Source organism: Nostoc sp. (genome assembly GCF_036917975.1).
Taxonomy (GTDB): Bacteria; Cyanobacteriota; Cyanobacteriia; order Cyanobacteriales; family Nostocaceae; genus Nostoc.
Genome location: NZ_JBALEJ010000100.1, coordinates 87,498 through 111,451 on the forward strand (window position 1 = coordinate 87,498; position 23,954 = coordinate 111,451).

Annotated in this window: 23 protein-coding genes; 16 read left to right on the forward strand and 7 right to left on the reverse strand. The window is 41.5% G+C overall.

Annotation, left to right across the window (positions count from 1 at the left end; genetic code table 11):
• Positions 1–51: 51 nt before the first annotated feature.
• Together galE and V7K76_RS31660 are read right to left on the reverse strand one after the other, a co-directional pair.
• Positions 52–1,050, reverse strand: a complete 999-nt coding sequence (gene galE, locus V7K76_RS31655; protein WP_334779141.1) for a UDP-glucose 4-epimerase GalE — start codon at positions 1,048–1,050, stop codon at positions 52–54.
• 181 nt (positions 1,051–1,231) lie between these two features.
• On the reverse strand, positions 1,232–1,453 hold the full coding sequence (locus V7K76_RS31660; protein ID WP_334779142.1) for a hypothetical protein: 222 nt from the start codon (positions 1,451–1,453) through the stop codon (positions 1,232–1,234).
• A 27-nt stretch (positions 1,454–1,480) separates the two neighbouring features.
• Here V7K76_RS31660 and V7K76_RS31665 point away from each other — a divergent pair, with 27 nt between their 5' ends.
• From V7K76_RS31665 to V7K76_RS31680, 4 genes are all read left to right on the forward strand, one after another.
• Positions 1,481–2,140, forward strand: coding sequence for a hypothetical protein (locus V7K76_RS31665; RefSeq protein ID WP_334779143.1), 660 nt, complete (start codon positions 1,481–1,483; stop codon positions 2,138–2,140).
• A gap of 217 nt (positions 2,141–2,357) precedes the next feature.
• Positions 2,358–4,109 (forward strand): ABC transporter ATP-binding protein, encoded by a 1,752-nt coding sequence (locus V7K76_RS31670; protein ID WP_334779144.1) that lies wholly within the window; start codon positions 2,358–2,360, stop codon positions 4,107–4,109.
• Positions 4,110–4,632: 523 nt separating this feature from the next.
• Positions 4,633–5,937 (forward strand): sensor histidine kinase, encoded by a 1,305-nt coding sequence (locus tag V7K76_RS31675; protein ID WP_334779146.1) that lies wholly within the window; start codon positions 4,633–4,635, stop codon positions 5,935–5,937.
• 303 nt (positions 5,938–6,240) lie between these two features.
• Positions 6,241–6,879, forward strand: coding sequence for a HupE/UreJ family protein (locus V7K76_RS31680; RefSeq protein WP_335030374.1), 639 nt, complete (start codon positions 6,241–6,243; stop codon positions 6,877–6,879).
• 141 nt (positions 6,880–7,020) lie between these two features.
• On the opposite strand, the gene V7K76_RS31685 is transcribed toward V7K76_RS31680, so the two are convergent.
• Positions 7,021–7,713 (reverse strand): class I SAM-dependent methyltransferase, encoded by a 693-nt coding sequence (locus tag V7K76_RS31685; protein WP_335030375.1) that lies wholly within the window; start codon positions 7,711–7,713, stop codon positions 7,021–7,023.
• Between the two features lie 327 nt (positions 7,714–8,040).
• Here V7K76_RS31685 and V7K76_RS31690 point away from each other — a divergent pair, with 327 nt between their 5' ends.
• Together V7K76_RS31690 and V7K76_RS31695 are read left to right on the forward strand one after the other, a co-directional pair.
• Positions 8,041–8,604, forward strand: coding sequence for a leucine zipper domain-containing protein (locus tag V7K76_RS31690; RefSeq protein ID WP_334779151.1), 564 nt, complete (start codon positions 8,041–8,043; stop codon positions 8,602–8,604).
• Positions 8,605–8,657: 53 nt separating this feature from the next.
• Entirely contained in the window at positions 8,658–9,044 is a 387-nt protein-coding gene (locus tag V7K76_RS31695) for a DUF2358 domain-containing protein (protein WP_335030377.1), read from the forward strand.
• Positions 9,045–9,528: 484 nt separating this feature from the next.
• Here V7K76_RS31695 and V7K76_RS31700 read toward each other — a convergent pair whose 3' ends face one another.
• The gene (locus V7K76_RS31700) at positions 9,529–10,299 is read right to left on the reverse strand and encodes a pentapeptide repeat-containing protein (protein ID WP_334779153.1); all 771 of its coding nucleotides are present in this window, start codon (positions 10,297–10,299) and stop codon (positions 9,529–9,531) included.
• A 526-nt stretch (positions 10,300–10,825) separates the two neighbouring features.
• Here V7K76_RS31700 and V7K76_RS31705 point away from each other — a divergent pair.
• Together V7K76_RS31705 and V7K76_RS31710 are read left to right on the forward strand one after the other, a co-directional pair.
• Positions 10,826–11,092: a type II toxin-antitoxin system HicA family toxin gene (locus tag V7K76_RS31705; RefSeq protein ID WP_334779154.1), complete on the forward strand. Its 267-nt coding sequence runs from the start codon at positions 10,826–10,828 to the stop codon at positions 11,090–11,092.
• Complete coding sequence (locus V7K76_RS31710) at positions 11,076–11,288, forward strand: type II toxin-antitoxin system HicB family antitoxin (protein ID WP_334779155.1); 213 nt, start codon at positions 11,076–11,078, stop codon at positions 11,286–11,288. Before V7K76_RS31705 ends, V7K76_RS31710 begins: the two co-directional genes overlap by 17 nt.
• Before the next feature lie 438 nt (positions 11,289–11,726).
• On the opposite strand, the gene V7K76_RS31715 is transcribed toward V7K76_RS31710, so the two are convergent.
• Complete coding sequence (locus tag V7K76_RS31715; RefSeq protein ID WP_334779156.1) at positions 11,727–12,788, reverse strand: L-histidine N(alpha)-methyltransferase; 1,062 nt, start codon at positions 12,786–12,788, stop codon at positions 11,727–11,729.
• 216 nt (positions 12,789–13,004) lie between these two features.
• Between V7K76_RS31715 and V7K76_RS31720 the strand changes: the two genes are divergently transcribed.
• From V7K76_RS31720 to V7K76_RS31735, 4 genes are all read left to right on the forward strand, one after another.
• Positions 13,005–14,783 (forward strand): ABC transporter ATP-binding protein, encoded by a 1,779-nt coding sequence (locus tag V7K76_RS31720; RefSeq protein WP_335030378.1) that lies wholly within the window; start codon positions 13,005–13,007, stop codon positions 14,781–14,783.
• Positions 14,784–15,006: 223 nt separating this feature from the next.
• Positions 15,007–16,806, forward strand: coding sequence for an ABC transporter ATP-binding protein (locus V7K76_RS31725; protein ID WP_334779158.1), 1,800 nt, complete (start codon positions 15,007–15,009; stop codon positions 16,804–16,806).
• Positions 16,807–17,014: 208 nt separating this feature from the next.
• Positions 17,015–17,341, forward strand: a complete 327-nt coding sequence (locus V7K76_RS31730) for an ArsR/SmtB family transcription factor (RefSeq protein WP_334951509.1) — start codon at positions 17,015–17,017, stop codon at positions 17,339–17,341.
• 70 nt (positions 17,342–17,411) lie between these two features.
• Entirely contained in the window at positions 17,412–17,612 is a 201-nt protein-coding gene (locus V7K76_RS31735) for a hypothetical protein (protein WP_334779161.1), read from the forward strand.
• 139 nt (positions 17,613–17,751) lie between these two features.
• On the opposite strand, the gene V7K76_RS31740 is transcribed toward V7K76_RS31735, so the two are convergent.
• Entirely contained in the window at positions 17,752–17,985 is a 234-nt protein-coding gene (locus V7K76_RS31740) for a hypothetical protein (RefSeq protein WP_334951506.1), read from the reverse strand.
• A 39-nt stretch (positions 17,986–18,024) separates the two neighbouring features.
• On the opposite strand from V7K76_RS31740, the gene arsB reads away from it, so the two are divergent.
• The 4 genes from arsB to arsC all read left to right on the forward strand — a co-directional run bounded on the left by arsB (position 18,025) and on the right by arsC (position 20,183).
• Positions 18,025–19,086 (forward strand): ACR3 family arsenite efflux transporter, encoded by a 1,062-nt coding sequence (gene arsB, locus V7K76_RS31745; protein ID WP_335030379.1) that lies wholly within the window; start codon positions 18,025–18,027, stop codon positions 19,084–19,086.
• A gap of 34 nt (positions 19,087–19,120) precedes the next feature.
• Positions 19,121–19,555, forward strand: a complete 435-nt coding sequence (locus V7K76_RS31750; protein ID WP_334951502.1) for an ArsI/CadI family heavy metal resistance metalloenzyme — start codon at positions 19,121–19,123, stop codon at positions 19,553–19,555.
• A gap of 126 nt (positions 19,556–19,681) precedes the next feature.
• Complete coding sequence (locus V7K76_RS31755) at positions 19,682–19,813, forward strand: hypothetical protein (RefSeq protein WP_334779166.1); 132 nt, start codon at positions 19,682–19,684, stop codon at positions 19,811–19,813.
• The gene (gene arsC, locus V7K76_RS31760; RefSeq protein ID WP_334779167.1) at positions 19,788–20,183 is read left to right on the forward strand and encodes an arsenate reductase, glutathione/glutaredoxin type; all 396 of its coding nucleotides are present in this window, start codon (positions 19,788–19,790) and stop codon (positions 20,181–20,183) included. The genes V7K76_RS31755 and arsC overlap by 26 nt, the downstream gene beginning before the upstream one ends.
• Before the next feature lie 54 nt (positions 20,184–20,237).
• Here arsC and V7K76_RS31765 read toward each other — a convergent pair whose 3' ends face one another.
• Positions 20,238–23,954 carry a PAS domain S-box protein gene (locus V7K76_RS31765; RefSeq protein ID WP_334779168.1) on the reverse strand — a complete coding sequence of 1,239 codons (3,717 nt, stop codon included), beginning with the start codon at positions 23,952–23,954 and terminating at the stop codon, positions 20,238–20,240.

The window sequence follows — 23,954 nt, forward strand, 5'->3', positions numbered from 1 at the left end:
GGTTTGTACCCATTCTCTATTTATGAATTAATAATTATTTGGTCATCAAGTCTACTTGTGTCGCTTTTGATGCCACTGCCACGCATGAGCAACAATATCTTGGATTGATGGATACTTCGGTTTCCAGCCTAAGATTGTTCTGGCTTTCTCACTGGTGCCAATGAGAATTGGGGGATCGCCAGGGCGGCGATCGCGTTCTTCTACTGGTATGGAAATTCCTGTCACCTCTTCGGCGGCGGTAATGACTTCTTTAACAGAGAAACCGCTACCATTACCTAAATTAAAAACTTCGCTATCACGACCTTTTAATAAATATTCCAATCCCAAAATATGGGCATCTGCTAAATCGTTAACATGAATATAATCACGAATACAAGTACCATCAGGCGTGGGGTAATCAGTGCCGAAAATTGAGATCGATTTTCGTTTGCCTAAAGCTGTCATCAGCACCAAAGGAATCAAATGGGTTTCTGGATTATGATCCTCGCCGAGTAAGCCATTGGGATTAGCACCAGCAGCATTAAAATAGCGGAAACGCACTGATTGCAAACCGTAAGCGACATCAAAATCAGAGAGAATCCGCTCTACCATCAGCTTTGTAGCACCGTATGGATTAATCGGATTTTGGGGATGGTTTTCGGGAATGGGCACGAATTCTGGTACGCCGTAGGTGGCACAGGTAGAAGAAAAGACAAATTTCTTTACAGATGCCGTCAGCATCGCTTCTAACAAGGTCAAAGTACCAAGAACGTTATTGTTGTAATATTTCGCCGGGTCAGTTACCGATTCTCCTACGTAGGCATAAGCAGAAAAATGCATCACAGCGGCAATATCGTGGGTTTTAAATAGGCGATCGAGCAAGGCGCGATCGCCTGTATCCCCTACGATCAGTTCTACCTGTAAAACCCTTTCTACCAGGTCGCGATGCCCATAGACCAGATTATCAAGGATGACAACGTTATAACCCGCTTGCTTCAAAGCAAGCACCGTATGAGAACCAATATATCCAGCTCCCCCCGTTACTAAAATGGTAGGCTTTCCAGGCGACATAGTTTTTCCTTTTGAGTGGGTTATTCAATTAATTTAGTTTACCGGTACCAGATTACTCTTCTGGAAAATTATAAATAATGGACGCAGTGTCAAAAAATTGCACTAAAATCACTACGACGGTAGTCTTTGGGTGTGAGGTTTGAGATATTTTAAGTCAAACAGTGCGATTACAATTTGACAATCAAATAAATCCATTTCCCGAAACCTCTAGGTTGACCTTTGCGGGTGACGCTGCTAGCGTTGCTATGGCTAAGAAGTCGCCAGTTGTTTTATCCAGGGAAATCATGCACGGCAGTCCCAGTTGGGGAGCCACTACGTTCATTACCGGGGTTTCCCCCGTTGAAGAACTAGCGTCGTGGAAACCCCGAACAAAGCGGGCTGCCTCATCACCACACTGGCTCACCGCACCAGAAAATTTGAGAGTTAATCTATGTTTCTATTGCTAAGCCGGGTACTGCTGTGGCTGCTGATTGGCACTATCGTATATTCTCTGTTCCAGCGATTTTATCCCTCTGGAACTTTTGTTGGGCGATTAATCTTAGTCGTTATGTTGGTAATCGTAGCCCTATCATTTCTTAACCCCAGTGAACCAGCTGTGGCGTCGTTATGGAGGATGCTGTCTTTTCCACTTAAGCCTCTAGGAGCCTCTGTTTTACTGATGATTTTTGCTGCTCAGAAAATCAAAGGAGGTGGGATAGAGAAACCAGGAGGAGTTTTGCTTGGTTGGGCACTGACGATTTTGCTGTTATCAAGTACACCAGCAGTCGCCTATTTCCTTTATCGCGCACCTCTAGGAGCAATGGCAGGTCAAAATTATGTAGCAACTGCTGCACCAACATCTGGGACACTAGTGGCGTTAGGGCAACCAAGCACCAGAGCGAACATCTCAGATGTGATGGGGGATAGCATTCTTTCTTATAATTTGAAAGTGCCTCCCTACCTACTACAAGGAAGTCCTCAAGATATTCGCACACGGGGTTTACGACTTGAAGACTTTGTACCAAATGCAGAAACGTTGCAATTGACAACCAGAACTTGGGAAAGTTATCTCGTTGAAATTTATAGGTTCTTGCGTGTTCAGCGGTCATAAAGTAAAAAAGAAATACTAAAAAGGCCCCAATGTCACGCTTTAGTAACGCTACTCAGAATTCGGAATTACGAATTTGCAAGGGTTTCATTAAACTAAAGACTTGGGGATTGAGAAAATTTAAATAGGGATTCAGACCCCATTCTTTCCCAATCCCCTACATAGCTGCCTTCTTGGACTAGCAGTTAATCTAGGATGATAAAGTTGCAAAATTGCTTTAATGGCAAAATCTCGACGACTCGCTAAACTCAGTGCTTACTTACGACCCCATTGGCAGGAGGCATCCTTAGGCATTCTCGCTTTGTTGTCTGTCAATGCACTGGGCGTTTATATCCCTTGGTTAATTCGTGCTGGTGTTGACAAGCTCTCAACAACCTTCAACTGGAACCAAATATTACATTATGTAGTAATCATTGTCTTACTTAGTTCGGCAATGTGGCTAATGCGAATGGCATCACGCATTTGGCTATTTGGGGTGGGGCGTCAAGTGGAATTTGACCTGAAACAACGGATTTTTGAACACTTGCTCAAGCTGGAGCCTGCTTATTTTGCTAGTAATACTGCTGGCGATTTGATTAGTCGGGCTACCAGTGATGTAGACAATATCAAGCGGTTGTTGGGTTTTGCAGTCTTGAGTTTAGCAAATACAGCCTTTGCTTATGCCCTGACACTGCCAGTCATGCTGGCGATTAGTGTGGATCTCACACTAGCCTCCCTGGCAGTGTACCCTTTTATGTTCTTGTTGGTGAGTCTGTTTAGCACTCGCTTACGTAAACAACAAGCAACAGTCCAAGAGCAACTCTCTGACATCAGCGAACTCATTCAGGAGGATATCAGTGGCATTGCCTTAATTAAAATCTATGCCCAAGAAGCAAACGAGCGTCGAGCTTTTGCCAAGAAAAATCAGCAGCTATTGACTGCTAATCTAGAACTAGCAAAAATCCGAAATACATTGTTTCCGCTAATTGGGGGCCTAGCTAATATCAGTTCACTGATCATCATCTGGCTAGGGACAGCGCGGATGTCTTCTGGGACGCTTGAGGTTGGCGACTTTTTAGCACTGTTAATTTATGTAGAGCGTTTGGCCTTCCCCACGGCTATTTTAGGATTCACAATTACTGCCTACCAACGGGGTGAAGTTAGTATTGATAGACTGGAATCTATTCTTTCTGTCACACCGAAAATTAAAGATGCAGCCGATGCCATACATCTGCCGGTGGCTGAACTGAAAGGGGAACTGACAGCGAAAAATCTCACTTACAATTACCCTGGTTCAACTACTCCAGCTTTAGCAAATGTGAACTTTACCATTGCGGCTGGAGAAACTGTCGCTATTGTTGGGTCAATTGGTTCAGGGAAATCAACTTTGGCCAATGCTTTGCCCCGCTTGTTAGATATTGAATCAGGACAATTGTTTTTAGATGGGGTGGATATTACTAAGATTGCTTTGGCAGATTTACGAGGTGCGATCGCCTACGTTCCTCAAGATAGCTTTCTATTTAGTACTACAATCAAAAATAATATCCGCTACGGCGATCCAGTTAGCGAACAAGAGCAGGTAGAATCTGTTGCTAAACTTGCCCAAATTGAATCAGAAATTTACAATTTTCCCCAGAAATATGAAACTATTGTTGGTGAACGCGGTATTACTCTTTCTGGCGGTCAACGACAACGTACTGCTTTAGCTAGGGCGATGCTGGTCAATGCTCCAGTGTTAATTTTGGATGATGCCCTCTCTAGTGTAGATAATCAAACAGCCACGCAAATCCTCAAAAACCTCTCCGATGATACTAAACGCAAAACAGTAATTTTTATCACGCATCAATTATCAGCAGCAGCAATTGCTGACCGAATTTTTGTGATGGAAAAGGGAAAAATTGTACAGATAGGCAATCATTTAGAACTTGTAAAACAGCAAGGTTTATACAGAACTTTGTGGAGCCAACATCAAGTTGAAGAATTACTGCACTAATATCGCAAGGGAGCATCCCAATTTTGCAAGAACATGTTTATCATTGCGTACTCCTTCGGAGAACCCAATGACAATTTGTAACCTGAGTTTGATATAACTTGCACATTTGGGATGCTCCCTATCGCAAGGCGGAATTAAAACAATTCGCAATTCGCAATGACGCTCGAAGACTCGCTAACGCTGCGCTAACGCAATTCGCAATTACGTTTTGGGACGGGGATTTAGACCCCGACCCAAAACGGGCTGCCTGTATTGCTGGGGACTTAAACCCCCAAAGTTCATTAAAAATTTTAAATTTTAAATTTTAAATGAATACAGCCTACAGCCTAAGCGTTTCATTAATTTGGAATGGGTAGTTTAAAATAGCCATAAAGCTTACAAAATAAACATTCTTTCTTTTTACTTTTGCCTTTTTACTTTTGCCTTCTTCTACTAGTACAGCCTTTAACATTAAGGACAATTTGTTATCCAGCGTGTATAATTTGTCATTTAATAGTTGACAAATTACCTGGTTTGGCGGTGTATGCTGGAACTTTTGCAAAACTTTTTGACTGAGAGTTCATTCATTCCACATGGACATTGTTATCTCTGGAAGCCGAATTTAGTGTGGCTAAATATCATCTCAGATTCTCTGATTGCTTTGGTGTATTATTCTATCCCCATCATCCTGATTTACTTTGTCCACAAGCGAAAGGATTTCCCCTTCAAATTGATACTTTTATTATTTGGAGCTTTTATCGTCTCTTGTGGTACAACCCATGTAATGGATGTATGGACGCTTTGGCATCCAACTTACTGGTTATCCAGCTTCATCAAGCTTATTACGGCTATTATCTCACTATATACAGCGATCGCACTGTTACCCATCATTCCCCAAGCTCTAGCTTTACCGAGTCCTGCACAACTAGAAGCAGCTAACTGCCAACTCAAACTGACCTTAAAGGAACTTGAAAATACGCAAGCTCAACTCATTCAAACTGAAAAGATGTCTTCATTGGGGCAATTAGTTGCCGGTATTGCCCATGAAATTAATAATCCTGTGAATTTTATTGACGGTAATATCGTTATTATTAATGAATATATTAAAAATTTACTCAATTTGATTACGCTTTATCAGAAATGCGATTGCAATTTACTATCAGAAATTAAAGCTTATATCGAAGAAATTGAACTTGATTTTATTAAAGAAGACTTACCAAAAATCTTATCTTCCATGAATATGGGAACTCAGCGCATTTCCAACATAGTCTTATCCTTGCGTAACTTCTCACGGTTAGATGAAGCAGGAAAAAAAGCAGTTGATATCCACGAAGGTCTTGATAGCACTCTCTTAATTTTGCAAAATCGCTTGGAAGGTGAAGGAAATCAGCCAGATATTCAAGTGATAAAAGAATACGGTAATTTGCCTAAAGTTGAGTGCTATGCTGGACAACTCAATCAAGCATTTATGAATATCCTGAATAATTCTATTGATACTTTGAGAGAATCAATCATTGGTTGCAATTTGTTAGCGGTCAATGTAAAAACAACTGACAACCAACAACCGATAAATAACAATCCCCATATTCGCATTTGCACTGAGGTTTTAGACACGAATAAAGTGATAATTCGGATTGCCGATAATGGTTGCGGTATGACAGAAACAGTAAAGCAAAAAATTTTTGATCCGTTCTTTACAACTAAACCTGTTGGTTCAGGTATAGGTTTAGGAATGTCGATTAGCTACCAAATTATTAACAAACATGGTGGTCAAATCAAGTGTATTTCTACACCGCTTCAAGGCACAGAGTTCATCATTGAGATTCCGATTCCGATTAAGTCTGTTTGAAAAGTCTATATTTATTATTCATCGGGCGACTGGAAGTCGCGGCTACATAAACAAAACCCACCTCCGTGGGTTAAAAATCCTTAATTTTCTCTTAGTCCACGTTCGCGTAGCGTTCCGCAGGAAAGGTGGACTAAGTTTTGTGTAGTAGGGAATTATATTCGCCTAATACTTTTTTTATTACGTTAGTTTTTTGGAGTATATGGGTAGTATAAATTACCGAAAAAACTAATTTGGCCTATAGTGATGTTCAAGACTAAATTATCAGAATCCTCTGTTTCAAAGGAACTTTATACCTCGAAGTTAATGCCTCGCCATATTGGGGCGATCGCAGCTTTAATTTTAATTAGCTTACTGAGTTCCTTGAATGGTACACCAGTTGACCATAGCATCTCTAACGGCTGGGAAGGCTTTCTCTGGGGATTGGCAGATCCAGTAATTAGCTTAAATTGTTTAGTTGGTATTGTTGCGATTGGCTTACTCTCATCAGTGTTTGTTCGTGGCGCTGCGATCGCTGGATGTTTTATCTTCGCAACAGTTTTGGGCATTGTAATTCATTTATTACAGCTAAATTTACCAGGCACAGAAATAGCGTTCGCTGAAAGCGTTGGCGCAGCCATCGCTATCTCTACCATTGTTTTTGGTACTATGTTGATGATGCCAAATCAACTAAACTTTCTGGTGCTTGCTCTGGTAAGTATTAGTGCTGGTTTATTTCAGGGTTACGCGAATGCTGAATCTATTGTTGGTGCAGAAATAATACCAGTAGTTGCATATATACTAGGCATTACCTTAACTCTATTTGCAGTTGCCATGAGTGCTAGAGAAATTGGTGTGGCAATGGGTATGGGAGAAATCAACCGAACTTTACCTTGGAAAATGAGCATTGCTGGCTTCGCTTTATGTGCGATCGGCATCGTGTTTTTGAGCAATTCGATCATTTAAATCACATATTTCAATTCAGTGGAATACATTCATTCGTGGGGGCGCACACCTACCTATTCGACTTATATCTTTCTTGCTCGGTCGTGGCTGGCAGAAGGGAAAAGTATTGAACCCCTTTCCCTTTTCTATATCTGTAAAAAGTCATGTAATCTTCTTACCGTAAGTATAAATAAAGTAGTTTTCTGTTATTTTCACTTCGGCTTTGAAGTGAGCGCTCACCAATTCATTATCCAATTCATCTGGTTCATAGAAAATCTTGACGATCTGAAATTTATGACCATCATTTAATTTACGAACCTTATAAATACTTTCGTCGTTCTTAAGAATATGGTCTTTTGCAGTAGAGGTTGGTTCAAAGCGAGAATCCATGATAAATATCTCACCTCCAGGGCGAACAGAGCGAGAAACTTTCTGGAGAAAAGAATTGAGTCTTATCGGAGGAACGTGAGAGAGCCAGAAAGAAAAAAACACTAAATCGTATTGCTGATAGGGTTCCCAAGAGAATAAATCCCATTGCTGATAATTAACTTTGGGAGATTGAAGTTTTTGTTGATGAATCTCAATGACTTCAGAAACAGCATCGATCACTGTAATTTGCTGACCAATTTGTAAAAGTTCTTGTGTCCAGATTCCTGTACCACAGGCGAGTTCTAAGATGTGTTCGACTGGCTTAATTTGGTGTAAGGCGGTTCTGACGATAGCTAATTCATCAAACCAGCTTTGATTGAGTTCTTTACCACGATCATAACGATCAGTTCGATAAAACCACTGATCGTATTCATTAGCTCTGGCGCGATAATATTCAATTTGTTGTTGAATCACATCATTTGTCATGGTGTATGTCTTTGCTAAATGAACGATGAATTGATTTATGTAGTTACAATTTGATACTTCACTACTTGAAGTAATAATTTAATTAAGTAACCAGCATCTTCACTATTATTTACTATAAATCGGTCAATTTACCGTATTTAATAGCAAAATATTCTATAATAATTTTTAATATTAAGACCATTAGCTATAAACTGTGTGCAGGGCTGAATATCACAGGTGTAACAGGGTTAACGTCAGCACAGCGCGTAGCATTAAAACTAATGGGAGCGATTGAATAAGCTGATGCACCTCTGCGCTAATCTAGAGGCTATATATAAATAAAGCCTTATGACACCTGAAGAAATTGCGGGTACGCTCACAGAATTATTTGGCACATCGGCTGTTGTAGTCATTGCTCCTGGATCGTGGCAAGTAGATACTTCTACTTTTCGGCTGTTGGTGCTGCTTTCCGAAGATAATACTTGGCTGCGAGTTTTACTGCCTATTGTGCCCATCCAAGAAGCCCAGCCATTTTTAGAACAGTTCCTAGAAGCTAACTTCGATGACACTCAAGAAGTACGTTACGCTTTGCATGAAGGGGTAATTTGGGGGGTATTTCAACATCACAGTGGCACTTTAGTCAGTGCAGATTTGTCCAATGCAATTAACCGACTTGCATCTCTCTATCAAGCCAGATTAGATAATGTCTTTAATCGACTAATTGAAAGCCGCATCCGGCAAATTATTCAGGCAGCAAAACAGCAAGGACAATCTCTGCAAGCTACTATGCAAACCTTAGAGCGCTTTTACGCAGAAGGAATGATGGGCGAAATAGACTCATCTGCAAAAGGGCGAGAAGAAGTCTTAACTGCTTGGCGGCGTCAGTTAGAACGTCTATGGAATGAGGGCTAATTTCCATTTTTCAGCTTTCATATTAAACCAATTTACAGATATATTTATCTATCATGGATATCATTGAAATTCTCAAAGAAGACTATCAAAGATTCCCCGTCAATCAAACTTATAATATTTATGCTCCAGACGTTTATTTTCAAGATCCTCTGAATAAATTTCGTGGTGTTAAACGTTATAAAGAAATGATTAATTTTATCCAAACTTGGTTTTTAAATCCCAAGATGGATTTACATAATATTCAACGTTTAGGAGACACAATCAAAACTGAGTGGACACTCAGTTGGAATACTCCTCTCCCTTGGAAGCCAAGGATCTCTATTCCTGGTTGGAGTGAATTAGGTCTTAATTCTGATGGTTTGATTGTCTCCCATATCGATTATTGGAACTGTTCACGCCTAGATGTGGTAAAGCAACATTTATCTACTTCAAAAAGTTGATTATTTTCAGTCGAGGTTTAAATCCCCCGTTAGTGCTAGGGTTAGCGACGGAAGAGTTTAAGAAGTAAAAAGTAAAAAGATTGTTAGCGCAGCGTAAAGCCTTCTCTTCTCCTTCTCCTGTCGGAGACGCTAACGCGAACGAGAAGCTTGTCTGCGACCATGAGTGTGAACTTAAGCTGAAACTCCTTTAAAACCTCGTTTCCAGCCTCCGGCTGGAAATGCTGCTCTTGGCGGCAGAGCCGCCAGTAAAGGAGGCGGAGCCTCAACGACGAGCATTCCCAGCCGGAGACTGGGAACGAGGCAATCTAAAAGCTAGTTCTAGACTTGCTTTCACGTTAAGTTGACACCAATGGTCTGCGACACGCTATTAGCGAACGCCAACGGCAAGCAACGCTTAGAGCCTGCGTACCCCTGCGGGGATCTTGCTACGCGCAGCGTCTCATAGAGAGCATCCTGCTTGAATTTTGAATTGTTATTATTCCCCTCAAAAAGGGAAGAACTGAAGCAAGACTGAGGCAAGACCTCCAAAAAAGTCCATGAAACTGGGGCTACCACTACTTACCTTGTCATTTACTGGTGTTTGCAGTTCTTTAATAAAAGCTTGGGCCGTTAACGTACCAGTGTTGTTCTTTTGGGATGTAAACAATTTTTCAGCAACTTGGGCATCTTGAAATGCACCTTGTCTATCTAGTATTTGGTAGCGAGCAACACCACGAGCTAGATAAGCACCTGCATATTCTGGTTTAATAGCGATCGCTTGATCAAAATAACTTATTGCTTGCTGTTGGTTGCCTTTTTGCCCTTCTGCTATACCCCAAGCATAAAATTCTTCTGATGAAGCTACTTGTAATGGTATCCCAACTGCACCCTGAAAGTTAGCGCCATTCAGGTAAGCACCATTTAGTTCTGCATTCGCTAAATAAGTATTTCTCAAATCAGCACCAGTCAAATTTGCCCCACTAAATTTAGCTTCGCTCAGGTTAACACCAAATAAACTCGCACCACTCAAGTTTGCACCCCGTAAATCTGCGCCGCTCAAATTTGCACGGCTGAGGTTAGCACCTGTGAGATTAGCACCGCTCAAATTTGCTCCAGATAAGTCAGCCAGAACTAAACCTGCATTCGTCAAATCGCAGTTTTGACATTGTTTGGTTGCTAATAACTGTCTAACATGTTCGGAGTTTGCTGCTTGTACCGTTACTGTCAAACTAATAGTGGTTAAAAATGCTGCTGCGCCGATAATTTGGTTTTTCATAATCGTGTAATATTTCTTACTCCATACTAAGGTTGCTTGAGACGGATTTATACCTCAGCATTATGATATGAGCAATCTTAACAATTTGCCCTCTGTAGTTGTCTATATTACTGATAAATTGGTGATACCTTTACTAGGGAACGCTACGCTAAGGGATTGTAGAAAAGTATTCAAGCTATTAATTGAGCCAATATTAAGACTGATAACCCCAGTAAGGATGGTAAATGAGCGTCATTCGTCAAGAGAAATTATACACTCCACAATAGGTAAAACTGATGTCACAAAATTAAACTCATTGCAAAACATCACTTTCAACAAAGCATCTGTAACATCCAAACAACTAGTATTTTTTGAAATCAAGTAAATTATTAGAGCAGTATCCAAGCATACAATTTGCCCTGATAACTAGACTAGCCATTGTCATAAGGGATGGTCTAGCTCAGGAGTAAAATGATAGATTTGCTTTTGTATACCCTGATTTTAAATAAATATGAGACTATAGAAACATTAAGACAGTCAGAAAAACGTGACTCAGCAAGACAAACTCTTAGAAAAAATTCTCTCTGGGACTTCTGATACAGACATCCCTTTTGCCCAACTGTGGCAACTTTTATATACATTAGGCTTTGAGGAACGGATTCGTGGCGATCATCGTATTTTTATCAAAGCCGATGTTGAGGAAATATTGAACCTACAACACAAAAAAGGAAAAGCCAAAAGCTATCAAATTAAACAAGTCCGGGCAGTGATTATTAAGTATAAGCTAGGAACTAAAAATGATGTTTCGGTATGAAATTATTCTCTATTGGAGTGAATTAGATCAAGCCTTTATTGCTGAAGTCCCAGAATTATCAGGCTGTGCTGCTGACGGCAATTCTTATCAGGAAGCCCTACAGAATGTAGAATTGGTTGTGCAGGAATGGATAGAAACGGCTAAAGATTTAGGGCGTCCGGTTCCTGAACCTAGACCGCGTTTGATGTATGTTTGATTGATACAGAAGCTAAGTCGCGTCGCTTTGCTCCGAATTCAAAATTCAAAATTCTAGATAAGAATCAGAAAAATTTTCGCTAAAAGACTTAGAAAATTCTAGCAGCTGGCATAATCGGATCTAAGTTATAAATCATCCAATATTGTGGGGTGGGCATCTTGCCCGCCATCTAAACTGGGCGGGCGAGACGCCCACCCCACAAGAATTAATTGGATATTTTTTATTTGTCAGTCCCTTAGCGTCAAAAACTATCAACGGTGTAGTGGTCTGTCCCAAAAGTTTTGAGAGGTTAGTGGTGTTCAGATCCCCGACTTCTTCAAGAAGTCGGGGATCTAGCAGCCCAACAAAATTAATGGGACAGACTAGTAAATTATCGTTGTAGAAGTCAATTTTTTTAACAAGCTACAGATAGTCCAAGGTCTTGTCTAATTGAAAAGCTTATTCACTGGCAATCTTACAAATCACCATGATATGTGATTTGTATTTGTCAGTAGTATAGTGAATAAGTTGTAGTCCAGAACGTTCTATTTCTTGCAAAAGTTTAGGTATTTCATACTTGTGGTGTCGCCAGATAGTAATCTCTTCACCTTCAGAGATTTCAATTTTTTTATCTATCCCTATCCGACTAAAATTTATAGTGTGATGATGACGGAGTTTGAGATTAGCAACTATACTATCTGTTTTTAGATCGTACTTTCTCACTAGTTCACAATCTTCAGATTTAATCCCAATCTTATTTTTAACCCATCCATATATTTCTTCTACATGATACTTGCAGCCGCCTCTAAATATTCCATCCCATGTAGAGTTAGAACCAGTTTCATTGGTGAACACTAGAAAATCATTTTTTCCCATACTATCTCTAAAATTTTTGAATACCTCATCTCTATTTTGATGATTTCCAATGGTAACTCCTAAGTGTAAAAATATTTTTGCTGTGTCGTCAATTTCAAGACTATTTTGATTTTGAAACAAAGTTTTAGGTACACAACTATTTTCTATATCAATTGTGGAACTAATAAAATTGACTAGGGGAAACCATTTTTTTAAATTATTTCTGGATACCTGAAGCAATTCATCACTAATATCTAAGGCAATATATTTATTAACTTTCCCTAATTTATTGAATCTGCGGATAAATTCTTTAACAGGATAGGAATTTCCAGCACCAACGTCTACAATATTGACTCTCTCGCCAGTTTTAATATTGCTATTCAAATATTTAAAATTACTCTTTAAAAGATCAATTTCTACATTTGCTCTTCCATACCATTTAGGAATAACATATTTTAGATAAAAATCGTCCCAAATTTTTGCACCTCTGCCTTTATAAGAATACTTGAGAGGTATTTCTCGTCTAACTTCTAATGCATCAATGATTCCTAAAACTTCTTCTTCAGAAAAAAGAGAGTAGAACTCAGAACTTGGCTTGGCTGTGCGACTGATAGTAGTTGAGATATCTGAGGTAAGTTGGGAATTGCTATGAAAATTTTGAGCCATTATTTTTGTTCTTTGGTTTTCTTCGGTCTGGAAATGGATGAGCCGCAATGCTTGCCAAACAGGTATTCTCCCATACCACTGTCTCAAAACTCAGAATTTCCACCAAAAATAGAAGGTTAATCTATAAAATCCCCCATTTGGTACTCTACATAATGACCAATTGTTTTTTTACAATCAAAGTACGATAATTTTCCAAAGATACAGGGGTGAATACCATTGGTTCAGCAACCAGAACTCCAGGAAACTTCATTGATACAGCCAACCCAGCGCGTGCTGAAAAGTTTAAGTACTTACCGATGGACTTCACTGGGAGCATTGGTCAGTCTGTTGCTGTTGACGATCGCAAACGCACTCACCCCACAACTATTTCGCTGGGGAATTGATGAGGGAATATCGCAAAAAAATCTCCAAATTGTGCTATACAGCGCCGCTTGGATGGTAGTAGCCGCGATCGCTCGTGGTGTATTTAACTTTGGACAAAGCTATCTAGCAGAAGCAGTATCTCAGGGTGTCGCCTATGACCTGCGAAACAAAATTTTCAGCAAAATTCAAAATCTCAGTTTCAGTTTTCATGACCAGGCGCAGACTTCCCAACTCCTAACCCGTGTCACCAACGACATTGAGCAGATTCGTACCTTTGTTGGCACTAGCCTAATTCAGGTTATCGGTTCAATTGTGACATTGGTAAGTATTTCGGTAGTTTTGTTGGTGATGAATTGGCAACTGGCACTGATTACCCTGACAGTAGTGCCCATCGCCGCATGGTTAATGGCGCGATTCATCAGCAAAAATAACAAACTTTTTCGGCAAGTACAAGAGCAACTGAGCAACCTCAATGCTGTATTACAAGAGAACTTGCTAGGCATCCGGGTAGTGAAAGCCTTTGTGCGGGAGTCAACGGAAAGGTCGCGTTACACAACCCTGAATGATGGCCTAGTCAAGGCGAACATGAAGACCATTAGCGCCATCCGTAATACCTTCCCATTGATTTTTTTGCTGAGTAATGTGGTGACACTGGCAGTTTTCGGCTACGGAGGAGGGCAGGTAATTGGGGGTAGATTTTCCATTGGCGAACTAGTGGCGTTTAACTCCTACCTAGCATTGATTCTCCAACCGATTTTATTGATTGGATTTGCCGCACCTGCGATCGCTCAAGCCGCTGCTTCCGCCGAACGTGTCTACGAAGTTGTAGATGCAGAAGTAGAAATTCGCGATCGCCCCGGCGCTGTCCCCTTTGACACCTGCGGTGGTAGAATTACCTTTGAAAATGTTTCCTTTCGCTATCCAGGAGCGACAACCGAAACTCTCAAAGAAGTATCCTTTGAAACCAAGCCCAATGAGCTAATCGCCGTTCTTGGCATGACTGGTTCGGGAAAAAGCACAATTATGAACTTGATTCCCCGCTTTTACGATGTCACAAAGGGAGCAGTTCGCATTGACGGACGAGATGTAACAAGTTTCACACTCAAAAGCCTCAGATCGCGTATTGGGATTGTATTTCAAGAAACCACCCTCTTCTCTGGCACAATCCGCGAAAATATTGCCTATGCCAAACCCAATGCAACCTTAGAACAGGTGATTGAAGTTGCAAAAACCGCCCAAATGCACGATTTTATTAGCGGTCTACCCGATGGCTACGAGACGATTGTGGGTGAACGAGGTGTAGGTTTATCTGGTGGACAAAAACAACGAATTGCGATCGCTCGTACCTTGTTAACCGATTACAGCATTCTGATTTTGGACGATAGCACCTCGGCTGTGGATGCCAGAACTGCTGCCCAAATTCAAGCCGAACTAGATCGCTTAATGCACCAAAAAGCTTGTACAACCTTTGTCGTGGCTCAACGCATTAGCACCGTCCAGAATGCCGATCGCATTTTTCTCATGGATAAAGGACGATTGGTAGCACAAGGCACTCACGAAGAATTGATGCAAACTAGCCCACTCTACGGTGTGATTTTGGAATCTCAGGTCAAACCAAAGGAGAAAAAATGATCCGCAATTAGCATCATTAAATTTTGCTCACAGGCTTGTATTGAAGAAGAATTCAGAATTCGACTGAACGCTCACATTGAAATCTCCCCTTCATACAGAATACCCAACTGAATTCTGACCTGAGGCGGAGCGTCTCCGGCTCCGCTCCTGACTCCTGACTCCTGAATTCTGTTTTGATAAAGACTTTTAATCCAAAATCCAAAATCCAAAATCCAAAATTTTTATGAGAGGCACTATTCCTGTTGTTGCATCTGAGCAGACGAGTCAGAAACTTTCCACCCTGCGGCGCTTTTTGCAATATGTGCTACTCTATCGCAAAGAAATTCCCATCGCTATCACATTAGTATTAGTTGGTGCTATAACCCAGGCAATTGGGCCATTCTTTCTCGGTTGGTCGATCGATCATCTGATTGCACAAGGTAATTTACAGGGACTACTGCAATTATTAGGACTATTAGGGCTGAACTATGGACTTGGTGTCTTAGCAATCCGGGGTCAAATTGTTCGAGTCGGCTGGATTATGCAGCGATTGCTGGCTCAACTGAGGCAAGATATTTTCCTGAAAATCCAAAGTCTACCACTCAGCTTTTTTGACCGCAGCGAAGCAGGCGATTTAATGAGCCGCTTGCTAAATGATGTCAACACGGTAAATCAGGCATTTGGATTGACAGTTGCTCAAATGCTAGGCAACACTTTCAGTTTAGTTGGCATTGTGATTGCAATGCTCTCAATCAACCTGCAACTCGGTTTGTTGAGTAATCTGGTTGTGCCACTGATGATTTTTACCACAAGCTTATTTGCGCGTTGGGCAAGAGCCAGATTTCGCATCACTCGACAAACTATTGGGGAGCTTTCCGCCAAGTTAGAAGAAGATATTGGCAGTGTGCGAGAAGCACAAGCATTTAATCGCGTACAGATGAATATCGAAGAATTCGACATCCTTAACGCCGCCAATCGAGATGCCAACGTTGAGGCTGTGGCAATTACTTCGGCCTTTTTGCCCTCCATCGATTTTCTCAACACACTAGCAACCGCAGGTGTCCTAGCTTATGGTGGTTATCTAGCGGTAACGGGAGCTGCAACTGTCGGTGTGGTGACATCCTTTTTACTTTACGTCCAGCAGTTCTTCCGCCCGATTCAAATTCTCAGCCAGTTTTATACTCAAGCCCAATCTGCCTTCGCCGGACTAGAGCGAATCTTTTTATTATTAGATGAACCATCAGAACTCAAAGATGCAGCCGATGCCACAGAAATGCCGCCTATTCAAGGTGAGGTGACATTTGAGAATGTCAAGTTTGGCTACAACCCAGATCAACTGGTTCTCAAAGGAGTGAATTTGCACGCCTATCCAGGGCAGATGGTTGCATTAATAGGACAAACCGGTTCAGGAAAAAGTACAATTATTAATTTGATTTTACGCTTCTATGATGTGTCTGGCGGTGCAGTGAAAATTGATGATATTGATGTGCGTAGTGTGACTCAAGCAAGTCTGCGCCGTCAAATTGGCATCGTTCTGCAAGACAATATTTTGTTTACCGGCACCGTTGCCGAAAATATAGCTTTTGGCGTTCCTTACGCCACTCAAGCTGATATCGAAGCGGCTGCCCAACTAGCAAATGTACATGAGTTCATTACCTCACTACCACAGGGTTATACAACTCAATTGGGTGAACGGGGCGCACCTCTGAGTCAAGGACAGCGACAACTCATCAGTATTGCTCGTGCGGTATTAATTAATCCCCGAATTCTGATTCTGGATGAAGCCACTAGCAGCATCGATACCCGCACAGAAGCGCTAGTGCAAAGTGCGATCGCTCGTTTGCTCCAAGGTCGCACCAGTTTCGTAATTGCCCACCGTCTCAGTACAGTTACTCAGGCAGATCAGGTATTAGTCATTCAGCAGGGACAAATTGTCGAGCAGGGTACTCACAACGAACTTGTCAATCAACAAGGTGTTTATGCCAACCTCTATGCTCTGCAACTGGGTGTAGGAGACATAATGGTTATGCAAAATCAAAAATGAAAGGGAGTGGGGTGTGGGAGGTGTGGGAGGATGGGGAAGAAGTCTTACCCCCCACACTCCCCACACTCCTCTTCCCCCTCTGCCTACACTATGCGTGAGAAATCCGGGAGAAGACTGCGACCCCCTCACCGCTACGCGTCTACGCACCTAAGCTATAGTTTTTAGTTCACAATAGAGATAACATATCCTTATAATATCAATATCATTGATGCCAACTTCTTCAGCTACTACTATTCCTCATTTAATTGCTGCTGGTTTTCATGCTCTTTCCGAACCACTCAGGATTAGTGTGCTGGAATTGCTACGCCAGCGAGAATTATGTGTATGTGATTTGTGCGAAGTCTTGGGAGTAAGTCAGTCGAAACTATCTTTTCACCTGAAAACCCTCAAAGAAGCTGGCTTAGTTACCTCTCGTCAGGAAGGACGCTGGATTTATTACAGTTTGAATTTGCCACAATTCAGTATTTTAGAGAAATATTTGGCAGATTTTACCCAGAATCAGGTAATTTCATCTGCGCGTCCCTGCTGCGATTAGGAATAAGTTTATAAAAAGAATTCAGAACTCAGGAGTCAGAATTCAGTATGAATTTTGTACGAGTGGGTGATTGTCTCGTTCCCAGTCTCCGACTGGGAATGCCATCCTAAAGGCTCTGCCTCCTTTGCTGGCGGCAGAACCGCCAGGAGCAGTCCAGCCAGAGGCAGACTGGAAACGAGATTTTAAAGAAATACAGTTCAGAATGAGCAACAAAACACTTGTAGAGACGGCGATTTATCGCGTCTTTGTGATGATTTATCGCATCTTTTAGCGATCTAAAATTTTCATCAAAAAACCTTAACCGAACCGTATTAGACACCAATGTACATCTGTGCATCCCTACAAACTATTGCCCTAATTGCTATACATCAACTTTTTTTGATGAATTTTTATGTATAGTGCTATGCTTGTTATTGACATATCAAGTTTTTTTGAAATGATATAAACATACTTTCAAAATTACCGATAACAGTGAAGTCAATGAACGCAATGGCAAAAAAATTAGCTCTCTTATTTGGAGTGTTGGCTTTTGCGAGCAGTTGCACAGCTACACCCAATTCATCAACTGAAACTGTGCGATCGCCAAAGGTTACAAAGGATAGTTTTAGGCATGGACAATCATCCAAACCAACCAACTTGTTCATGATGAAACTTTGAATAATGTAAGTTATATGAACTCTGTAATGAGCAAAAAAACTTCAAAACGCCTCTCATTTATTGACCGCTTCCTGACCTTGTGGATTTTTTTAGCAATGGCGATCGGTGTTGGTATTGGCTATTTTTTTCCGGGAGTAGAAGCGTTTATCAACCAGTTTCAAGTAGGAACAACCAATATACCAATTGCCATCGGGTTAATTTTGATGATGTACCCACCTCTGGCTAAGGTGCGATATGAAGAGTTAGGGGATGTATTTCGCAACGGAAAAATTCTTGGTGTGTCACTACTTCAGAATTGGATTATTGGGCCAATTTTGATGTTTTCTCTGGCGGCAATCTTCTTACACGGTTATCCAGAATATATGACGGGATTGATTCTGATTGGATTAGCCCGTTGTATTGCAATGGTAGTTGTTTGGAGTGATTTGGCACGAGGTAATACAGAGTATACGGCTGGATTGGTTGCCTTCAATAGTATCTTTCAAGTCATCTTTTATAGTCCTTATGCCTGGTTTTTCATCACTGTATTGCCACCACTATTTGGGTTAAAAGGCAATGTTGTGAATGTCAGCATTGCCGAGATTGCCAAAAGTGTATTTACCTATCTTGGTATTCCCTTTTTAGCTGGGTTTTGCACTCGTTTCTTTTTAGTCAAAGTGAAAAGTAAGCAGTGGTATCATGAGGAGTTTGTGACTAAAATTAGCCCGCTCACGCTGATTGCTCTGCTATTTACAATCGTGGTTATGTTCAGCTTGAAAGGCAATTTGATTGTTCAAATACCCTTGGATGTGGTGAAGATTGCAATTCCTCTGATTGTCTACTTTGTGATTATGTTTCTGGTCAGCTTTTATATGGCTTGGCGGATTAAGACAGACTATTCTAGAGCCGTCAGTGTTGCATTTACAGCCGCCGGAAATAATTTTGAACTGGCGATCGCTACTGCGATCGCAGTGTTTGGCATTAATTCGGGTGTGGCATTCGCTGCCGTTGTCGGGCCTCTGGTGGAAGTGCCTGTGTTGATTGGTCTGGTTAATGTTGCTTTTTGGTTTGAAAAACATTATTTCACAACATCTGAGTCAAGAACCTGATAAATATTTGAAAAATCCGACAAGGAGCAAAATTATGGCACTGCTGAAAACTCATGTGGCTTTGAATGTTACTGATATTGAAAAGTCTGTAACATTTTATCGGGCAATGTTTGGCGTGGAACCTGTGAAATATAAGCATGACTACGCCAAGTTTGATATTTCTAGCCCAGCGTTAAATCTAACGCTAAATTTAGCATCTAGTATTCAGGCTGGTGGTGCATTGTCTCACTTGGGCGTACAAGTTGAAAGTACAGAAGAAGTGCGATCGGCTATCCAAAGGTTTACGGAAGCTGGATTAGCATTATTTACTGAGGATAATACTGATTGCTGCTACGCTTTGCAAGATAAGGTTTGGGTAACAGATCCAGATGGGAATCGCTGGGAAGTCTTTGTGGTGAAGGTGGGAGATACAACACCAGAACAAAATTTGGTGGTGGGACAGGCTGTTAATAAGTCGTGTTGTGGGTAAAGAGAAAACGAACCACAGAGACGCAGAGAACGCAGAGAGTTTGAGGGGAGTATTTATCCCTCTTTTATCACTTTCGGGAGAGAATAATCTGGAATGCTTACAGCATAAGACTTTTACCAAAAAAACATGATTTCAGCCATTGTGTTAGAAAATAAACGCTCAAATGCCCGTTCTATCTACAGTTCAAAATTTGGCTTTGATTTTTACTTTCCCAGAGTGACAAAACAGGGTTATGAAGAAGGTGATGTTTGTTTGTAAGCATAATTCGCGGCGATCGCAAATGGGAGAGGGATTTACGCGAATATTAGGAGAAGGTAAAGTTGCTGTTGCTAGTTCAGGTTTGGCAGCAAGTGAGGTAGATCCCGTCACTGTTGAGGTTATGGCGGAAATTGGGATTGATATTAGCAATCAAACTTCTAAGCCTTTAAGTGATTTCAATGCTGATGACTATAATGCTGTGATTTCATTATGTGGCTGTGGTGTTAATTTACCCGAAGAGTGGGTATTAAGAGAGGTGTTTGAAGATTGGCAACTTGATGACCCCGCAGGGCAATCAATTGAAACTTTTCGCCGCGTTCGAGATGAAGTTAAGGAACGAGTTGTAAAATTGATTGAGTCTCTCAATTAACAATTGCTACGACTATAAAACAGGAGTCAGAATACAGAATATATCGTACAGAATTCATACTGAATTCTGACTCCTGAGTTCTGAATTCTTCTTATAAATTAAGTTAGCGATCGCTCGAAGTAATTTAGCTGGCTCCACAGGCTTGGTGATATGCTGCTCAAATCCGGCGGCAATTACCTGTTGATAATCAGCCTCACCAGCATAAGCTGTCAGGGCGATCGCCGGAATTTTCCCTCCTTCTTCTAGTGACATTGCTCTAATTTGACGAATCAGCATATAGCCGTCTACTTCCGGCATTCCAATGTCGCTTAACAGCAGATTTGGCTGGAACTGAGGCATAATTCCTAGTGCTTCCATCGCCGATGCAGCCTGGATTACTACCGCGCCAGATTGCTCTAAAATAAAAGCAATTAATTCTCGCGTATCACACTCATCATCCACAAGCAGAACTTTCAACCCATTTAAATCGGGCAAATCATCAGCTTGAGAGAGAACTTGGTGACTATTTAGATCGATCTCGATCAGGGGTAACATGACTGTAAAGGTTGCTCCCTGTTCTTCACCGAAACTTTCTGCCTTAACTGTGCCGCCATGTAACTCGACAATATGACGAACAATAGCTAATCCTAATCCCAGTCCGCCGAATTTTCTGGTGGTTGCGCCATCAGCTTGTCGGAAGTAGTCAAAGACATAAGGTAAAAAGTCAGGGCTAATTCCTTTACCTGTATCACGCACTTGCAGCTGAACCTGAGAACCAATAGACTGTAAACTGATTTCTACCTGTCCACCTTGGGGTGTAAACTTAATCGCATTGGAAAGTAAATTCCAGATAACTTGTTGCAAGCGACCGGAATCACCTGTTACTAAAAATTTGGAGTTGCAACCTTGGGGCGCTTCTAGCACCATTTGAACTTGGGATTTGAGATTGTCTGGTTGCTGATTAAAATCGATTGATTCTAAATTTCTATCAGAATTTTCTAATTCAAAATCTAAAATTGTAAATTGCAAATTAATAGATTTGGCTTCAGCAGCTAGACGTACAGTTTCTATGGCTGCGGCGATCGCAGTTTCCAGATTCACAGGAGCAATATTCAGACTCAGTTTACCTTGCAGAATGCGAGATACATCTAACAAATCTTCGATTAATTGGGTTTGCAACTTGGCATTGCGCTCAATGGTTTCAAGAGCGCGAGTAGTGGTTGTTTCATCATACTTTTTCATTTGGAGTAACTTCGACCATCCCAGGATCGGGTTTAGCGGCGTGCGAAGTTCGTGGGAAAGAACCGCCAAAAATTCATCTTTGATTCGGTTAGCTTGGATCAATTCTTCTTTCCGTCGCTGTAACGAAGCCATTAACTGAGCGCGTTCCAGAGCAACCGCCACCTGATCGGAGGTTGCTTGTAATAGAGCAATTTCCCCAGAAGTAAACTGAGTACGGGTGCGACTAGCAAAGGAGAGGACACCAAGTAGCTTTCCCTGAGCAATTAATGGCTGACCTGCGTAGGCTGTAATTTCTAAAGCACGGAGAATGGGGACATTTGGATGGGTAGAGTGCGGCACATTATTGACGACGATTTGACGGCGTTCTTGCACCACTAGTCCGCACATCCCCTCATTAAATTCCAGATATTCAATTGCTTGAAATACTTCATCAGTAATACCGTTCCAAGCCACTAATCGAAGTTTCTGCTTGTTTTCGTGTGTATCAATGAGATAGTGAAAGTAAAAATGCAAATCCATCTGCGCCGATAGTTTGCTAAACAAGCTGTTCATCAGATCCAAGGGGCGCTCGGTTGAAAGCAAATCACTGGTTGTTTCTGAGAGGAGTTTAAGTCTTTCACTACGCTCTTGTAAGGCTTGTTCTGCAAGCTGACGTTCGCGAAGGGCGCGTTCGCGTTCGGTGATGTCAATCGCAACTCCCCCTACTAGGCGTTGCCCAGATGCATCGGCGATGGGAAACTTATAGATCAAAAATTCGCCAAGAGTGCCATCTGTGCGTGGAGCAGACTCGATGGTTTGAATAACCTGATTCGTCTCGGCAACTATTCTAATGTTATCGAGGAGGGGTTGAGCAATTTGGACTGGATAGAGGTCAACAATGTTTTTATTAATCGCCTTATTTGTTGCTAAATTGAATGTCCTCAAATAAGTTGGACTGAGGTAAAGTACACGCCCCTCTGCATTGGTAATCCAGGCGGCGGCGGGAATATTATCCATAAAAGCTTGAAATTGCTCTTGACTCTGACTCAGAGCTTTTTTCGCTTGTTTGAGATCGCTAATATCCAGAATGAATGCGACTGATTTCTGGCGAGATTCTCCTAAAAGGGAATAGCCAACGACAACCGGGACAATGGAACCATCTTTGCGAATACATTCTTTTTCATAAGGAGTGCAGGTTCCCTTCGCTGTTGCCTCGGCAATAGCTAGTTCATCTAAATAAAGATACTCAGAAGGGGTGATATCAGCCCACCGTAATTTACCTGCTTGAATATCCTCCTGGGTATAGCCGACAATTCGCAAAAACTCGTCGTTGGCTTCCGTGATGCTACCATTAACATCACCAAAAATAATACCAACTATATTTGCTTTGACAAAACTCCTGAGCCGCTCCTCGCTTTCTTGAATTGCCTTCTCTGCCTGCTTGCGAGCGCTGATATCTGTAGTGCTACCAACTAAGCGTAATGGATTTCCACCAGCATCCCGTTGCACCACTATTCCTTGATCTAATACGTATATATATTGATTATTCTGGTGGCGAATTCGATACTCAGCAGTATAGCGATCGCTATTCGCCAAAGCAACTACCATCTCCTCTTGTACACGTTGCAAATCTTCGGGATGGACAAGTTCACACCACCAATTACCCGTTGGTTGAGCTTCTGCGAGGGAATAGCCCAAAATTCGGGTTAACCCCTGGGTTCTTTCAACGGTATCCTGTTCTAGATTCCAATCATAGATGAGACAATTAACGGCAGAGGCAGCTAACTCAAACCGCTCGTTAGCTTGCTTTAATGCCATTTCTGTTTGTTTGCGTACACTCAAATCAACAACAAAGCCAATGACGGTTTCTTGAGTGTCTCCCAACATCACAGAACCGAGCAGAACGGGAATGCGATCGCCATCTTTACGAATGTATTCTTTCTCAAAGGGCTTACATACTCCGGTAGTTTTCAGTTCTGCCACTGAACGCTCACTTAAAAGAAGATACTCAGGCGGGGTAATCTCGCGCCAGTTCATTTGATTAGCAGACAAATCTTCTCGCGTATAGCCGATTATATTCAGAAAAGCATCATTGGCTTCCACAATCGAGCCATTATTCAGATCACTGACGATTACCCCAACAATGTTGGATTCTCCCAGTCGGCTAAACCGCGTTTCGCTATTTTGCAACAAGTTTAGGCTTGTCTCTGCCTTGCCTCTAGCAGTTTGTAACTCTGAAGAGAGGGCGGTAATTAAAAAAGATACGAGTGAGAATGTGGTTAGTTGTACCCAGACTTTCAGGCTGAGGAAATCAAAGGAGTAGACTGGCTCAATCAAAAAATAGAGGGAGATTGCAACAGATAAAGCGATCGCTAATATTCCAAGTCTCATACCGCCATACCAGGCGCTCACTGCTACAGCTGCATAAAATAATGTAAATATGCTCGGTTCAAAAACTGGCAATAACAGTTTTGTCAACAGTAGCGCCGCTATGACTGTCAAAATCATCACACCATAAGCTATTAACCGAGAACGCATCATCAAAATTTTTTCCGGTACTTTCACCATCAT